At 62.6% G+C, this 1,095-nt stretch carries 2 protein-coding genes and 1 pseudogene; 2 read left to right on the forward strand and 1 reads right to left on the reverse strand.

The features are described from left to right. Positions 1–114, forward strand: a pseudogene (locus VK92_RS43245) (zf-HC2 domain-containing protein); the annotation flags it as partial. Between the two features lie 122 nt (positions 115–236). Here VK92_RS43245 and arsC read toward each other — a convergent pair. After that, complete coding sequence (gene arsC, locus VK92_RS38560) at positions 237–593, reverse strand: arsenate reductase (glutaredoxin) (RefSeq protein WP_048023911.1); 357 nt, start codon at positions 591–593, stop codon at positions 237–239. Between the two features lie 152 nt (positions 594–745). On the opposite strand from arsC, the gene VK92_RS43250 reads away from it, so the two are divergent. Then, on the forward strand, positions 746–1,095 hold a 350-nt coding region (locus tag VK92_RS43250; RefSeq protein WP_205630788.1), incomplete at its 3' end, for a hypothetical protein.

Consider the following 1,095-nt stretch of genomic DNA (forward strand, 5'->3'; position numbering starts at 1 on the left):
ACCTGCAGTGGCTGCAGGGCCTATCGCGGTCAGATCGCGCTGCTGCGGACGGCCGCGAAAGCGGCGGCGGGGCGGGGGCCGGACGACGCTGATGGGTCGTCCGGGGAAGGCTAGGGGCGGCTCGCCTGGCTGCGATCGCCCGGGTGGTGGTCGCATGGTGTTCGGCGATCGTGTCGGCTTCGAATGCCGATGTTTGCACCGGCCCGATGCAATCAGAAAAATACGGCGGGCAAGAATTATTCGAACAGCGCCCGCACCGATTCGGGCGGCCGGCCGATGGCGGCCTTGCCCCGATAAACGACGATGGGCCGCTGCAGCAAAATCGGATGAGCGGCAATCGCCGCGTAGGCTTGTGCGTCGGTCAGATCGGCGCGGGCCAGATTCAGCGTCTTGTACGGTTCCTCACCGTCGCGCAGTATGTCTCGAACCGGGCGGCCAAGCTGCCGATGCAGTGCTTCCAGCTCCTCTACCGTCGGTGGCGTCTTCAGGTATTCGACGACATTCAGGGGCGCACCGGTGGTATTCAGCGACTCGATCAAAGCAAGCGTCTCGCGCGACTTCGAGCATCGGGGGTTGTGGTAGATCGTGATCATCGTTCAAGCCTGGAGGGTAGAGCCCCGTATTGTAGCCAGTCTGTATCGGGTGTCCGGGCGGGGAGGTTGGCGCGGGATCGCGGGATCTCGAGTGGATTCGCTGCTTCGCAGAAGTAGATGGATGAGGCAGTGCGACAGGCCATGAGAGGGGAGTGCTGTTCGGGATGTGCTTCACGGCGTTGCGTTGGATTGTTTATGCGCATAAAGGTGAGCAGCTTTCTTTCTGTCACGGGATGACGGATCGAGGTGCCATACGCCGGATCAATACGATGGGCGTTTCTGACCGGAAAGGGGGGGCGGTTGCGTCGCACGCCGGTTGGTTTATGCGCATAAAGCGCGTGATTGCCGGTGAGGTACCTCTCGATTCGCGGCGCGGTAGCAGTGGAAACGTCCTCACGTGGATGGCGGTGCTACGTCGACATGCCCGCTGGTCAATCACCGCGCACTGGATTCCGGAGCCTTCGGGACGTGATCCTTCGCCGCTTGCCGCTTGCCGCTTGCC

Origin of the sequence: Burkholderia sp. LK4 (assembly GCF_001043615.1) — a bacterium.
GTDB lineage: Bacteria > Pseudomonadota > Gammaproteobacteria > Burkholderiales > Burkholderiaceae > Burkholderia > Burkholderia cepacia.

Excerpts from the sequence above, each read along its gene's own strand:
- arsC (WP_048023911.1), bottom strand. The coding sequence starts at position 593 with ATGATCACGATCTACCACAACCCCCGATGCTCGAAGTCGCGCGAGACG.